The organism is Shewanella sp. SM74 (genome assembly GCF_025653725.1).
GTDB classification, from domain to species: Bacteria; Pseudomonadota; Gammaproteobacteria; order Enterobacterales; family Shewanellaceae; genus Shewanella; species Shewanella oncorhynchi.
The window spans coordinates 1-3289 of record NZ_JAKKRZ010000069.1 but is presented as its reverse complement, the minus strand read 5'-3'; the positions used below and the strand labels follow the sequence as shown (position 1 = coordinate 3289).

Below are 3289 nucleotides of genomic sequence, written 5' to 3'. Positions count from 1 at the left end.
TGATTGCCCTTGGCATCGTTTAACTTCCCTATAGACACTAGAGCGATGACAATCAATGCATTTAGCTATGTGTGCTATCGAAAAGCCCTGTTCTAACAGCACGGAAATCTGGTATCGTCTTGCTTCGGTCAACTGTTGATAATTCATGGTGATACTCTTTTACTTTGGCGAGATAAAGCGTACCACTTTTCAGCAGTTGGCTTCTTCTACACCTCGATTAGAGTGTCGCAGTTATTATCTGAATTCTGGGATTTTGAAGTTGAGATTATAGAAACTAACTTCGTTCCATCATTCTCAGACACCAACATAACTTATGATAATCTCGATACGCAAAAGAAGAAGTGTAAACGCCTTGAAAGCTGTGTTTTATACGTCGATATTCGAGGATCAGCAAAAATTAGCGCTGAGAGAAAACCTAAAACTCTAGCTAAGATTTATTCCAGTTTCGTAAGAACAATGCTTGCATGTGCTCGTTATTACGGAGGTCACGTTAGGAATATTATTGGCGACAGGGTAATGGTTGTATTTGATAAGCAAGACTGCTTTACAAAAGCTGTAGATACAGCAATTCTGATGAATAGCGTTTGTAAGCACATTCTGAATAATAGAATTAAATCATTTGAGTTTAGTGCTGGAATAGGCATTGATTACGGCAAGATGCTCATAACTAAGTCTGGTGCCATTAGGCAAGGTGACGAAAAGGAGTTTTACCGCAGCCTAGTATGGCTTGGAAAACCAGCCAATACAGCGTCACGACTTACAGATCTCGCAAATAAAACTGAAAACTATTCAATTCCTGCAATTCATCAAGGTAATTATTATCCAAATTTAAAGGACTGGCATTGGCAATCTAAGCCCTATGAACAGTTTATTGATGACCTTGAAGAAACAAGTTCAAGAATGCTAAGGCATAAAAATGAATATTTTTATACCTTCTTTAAAACCACTATCTCGTATAGTGAATCTTATAGTCCAATATTAATGACTAAAGCTGTTTATGATGGTTATAAGTCAGCTAATCCAAATGCGGATTCCATAAAGAATGGGTGGTTCTCAAAGAAATCCATTAACGTAAGGGATTATAGTGGTGATATTTACGGTGGTGATGTGATTAAAACTGCGGTGGAATATATTTAGCTATGAACAAAGAAAGAATAGGCGTGCTTGAAAGTACATTAAAACAAACGGTTGATTGGCTAAAGTTCGCAGAAGCCAAAAATGGAGCTTTAGTCGCCGTTGGGTGTGCGGTAGTGTTCATAATTCTGTGTCATTTCAGTAAAATATTCAAAAACAGGAATGACACATGACCCAACCTTTTAACTTCGAACAAGCCCTTAAAGATCTGCAATCAGGTAAAAGCCTCACAGGTAAAGACAGCATTCTTGGCCCACTGATCAAGCAACTCACTGAAGCGGCTCTCCAGGCTGAGCTTGAGCAGCATTTAGCACATGATCCTCAGCCTAATCGTAAAAATGGCAAAACCCCTAAGACCATTAAGCATCCGTCCGGTAACTTTGAGTTAGACGCTCCTAGAGACCGCAATGGCACCTTTGAGCCTCAGTTGATTAAGAAAAATCAAACTACACTAACCGATGAAATCGAACGTAAAGTGTTATCGATGTTCAGTATAGGTATGAGCTATCGCGATATTAATCAACATGTTGAAGATATGTATGGGCTCAATGTGTCTAACGCAACAGTCAGTGCTATCACTGACAAACTCATCCCCGAACTTAAAGCGTGGCAACAGCGCCCATTAGATAGCCATTATCCTATCGTTTGGCTTGATGCGATACATTATAAAGTCAAAGAGGATGGGCGTTACGTCAGTAAAGCCGTTTACACATTGTTAGCGCTTAATATGAAAGGAAAAAAGGAAATTTTAGGGCTTCACTTATCCGAAAATGAAGGCGCTAATTACTGGCTATCCGTACTGACCGATCTTCATAATCGTGGTGTAAAAGATATTCTTATCGCCTGTGTTGACGGCTTGACCGGTTTCCCAGAGGCCATAGCCAGTATCTTCCCTCATACGGAAACACAGCTATGCGTTATCCACCAGATCCGCAACTCAATGAAGTATGTCGCCTCAAAAAATCAGAAAGCGTTTATGGCTGATTTAAAGCCTGTGTATCGAGCCGTGAGTAAAGAAGCCGCAGAGATGGCATTGGACGAACTGGAGGCCAAATGGGGTGATGCTTATCCGTTGGTAATCAACTCTTGGCGTCGCAAATGGCATAATTTGTCCCATTATTTTAAGTACCCAGAACATATCAGGAAAGTGATTTACACGACCAATGCGGTTGAGGCTGTGCATCGCCAATTTAGAAAGCTCACCAAAACCAAAGGTGCATTTCCTAATGAAAATAGCTTGTTGAAGCTACTTTACGCAGGCATATTAAACGCCTCAGATAAATGGACCATGCCAATCCACAATTGGAGCCTTTGTTTATCACAGTTAGCGATTTATTTTGAAGGACGTTTAGATAGCGTGCTAGAAATTTAAAAATTAGCCTGACACAGAATTTTGAACGCCCTCGGGTGTGCAGCAATTTTTGGAGTGCTTAGGCTTTATCCATCCTTCTCAATAGAAAGTGTCTTAGCTACATTGTATTTAGCGTCATTCACCATATTTGTTGCTGCTGCGATAGTTATATCACTTACTTCTTTTATACCAAGGGTAGTCCCACCTTTTTGGATAAAAATGCCAAATAAAGAAGAAGGAGATAACCCCCTGTTTTTTGGCCATGCTTGCAAGTACAGCAAAAGAACATACCTTGAGTTATTTAATCGATATAGTGAGCTGGACTCGCATAAAGAATGCAAATTAGAATTGGCTTTTTGTGATCAAATTGTAAATAACTCTAAGATATCGTTTATTAAGTACCGGGTGTTTAGTGCTGCTGTATTTTTGTTCTTAGCAGGCGTGCTGACCCCTCTAGGAGCGCTTGTTTTGTATTGGGTGCGAGAATGAGCCATAACAAAGCGCTGCTACGGAAAATTTACTCGCGGGCGCTCCTAAATTTCCGCAAAGCGCAGCGTTAGATGTAATTAACCGGAAAGTTGCGCACGAATAATTTTTTTCTTCAAGACTGCAATTTTAAGAGAAAAAGACATATACTCCCTTCGAATCATATTGGAGGCGGATCATGAAAAGCTGGTTATTTCTTACTATTTCGATTCTTGGAGAGGTAGTTGCAACATCTGCATTAAAGTCCAGTGAAGGTTTTACGAAGCTCGTACCATCTTTCATCGTAATTGTTGGCTATGGAATTGCATTTTATTTCCT

The 3289-nt window shown here is 39.9% G+C and carries 5 protein-coding genes; 4 read left to right on the top strand and 1 reads right to left on the bottom strand.

The genetic code is table 11. From position 1 onward, the window contains the following. Nucleotides 1-147, bottom strand: a 147-nt coding sequence (locus tag L5M49_RS24860; protein ID WP_263148938.1) for a helix-turn-helix domain-containing protein, incomplete at its 3' end; no start/stop codon positions are given. 75 nt (nt 148-222) lie between these two features. Here L5M49_RS24860 and L5M49_RS24855 point away from each other — a divergent pair. From L5M49_RS24855 to L5M49_RS24840, 4 genes are all read left to right on the top strand, one after another. Continuing rightward, a complete protein-coding gene (locus L5M49_RS24855) occupies nt 223-1137 on the top strand; it encodes an adenylate/guanylate cyclase domain-containing protein (RefSeq protein ID WP_263266984.1) in 915 nt (304 codons plus the stop codon). A gap of 166 nt (nt 1138-1303) precedes the next feature. Continuing rightward, complete coding sequence (locus L5M49_RS24850) at nt 1304-2506, top strand: IS256-like element ISSod4 family transposase (RefSeq protein WP_241163984.1); 1203 nt, start codon at nt 1304-1306, stop codon at nt 2504-2506. Nucleotides 2507-2560: 54 nt separating this feature from the next. Next, nucleotides 2561-2974: a Pycsar system effector family protein gene (locus L5M49_RS24845; RefSeq protein ID WP_263266985.1), complete on the top strand. Its 414-nt coding sequence runs from the start codon at nt 2561-2563 to the stop codon at nt 2972-2974. Between the two features lie 175 nt (nt 2975-3149). Then, nucleotides 3150-3289, top strand: a 140-nt coding sequence (locus tag L5M49_RS24840) for a DMT family transporter (protein ID WP_263266966.1), incomplete at its 3' end; no start/stop codon positions are given.

What these genes read in the sequence shown, in the direction of transcription:
- L5M49_RS24850 (WP_241163984.1), top strand. Translation starts at nt 1,304, where the DNA reads ATGACCCAACCTTTTAACTTCGAACAAGCCCTTAAAGATCTGCAATCA.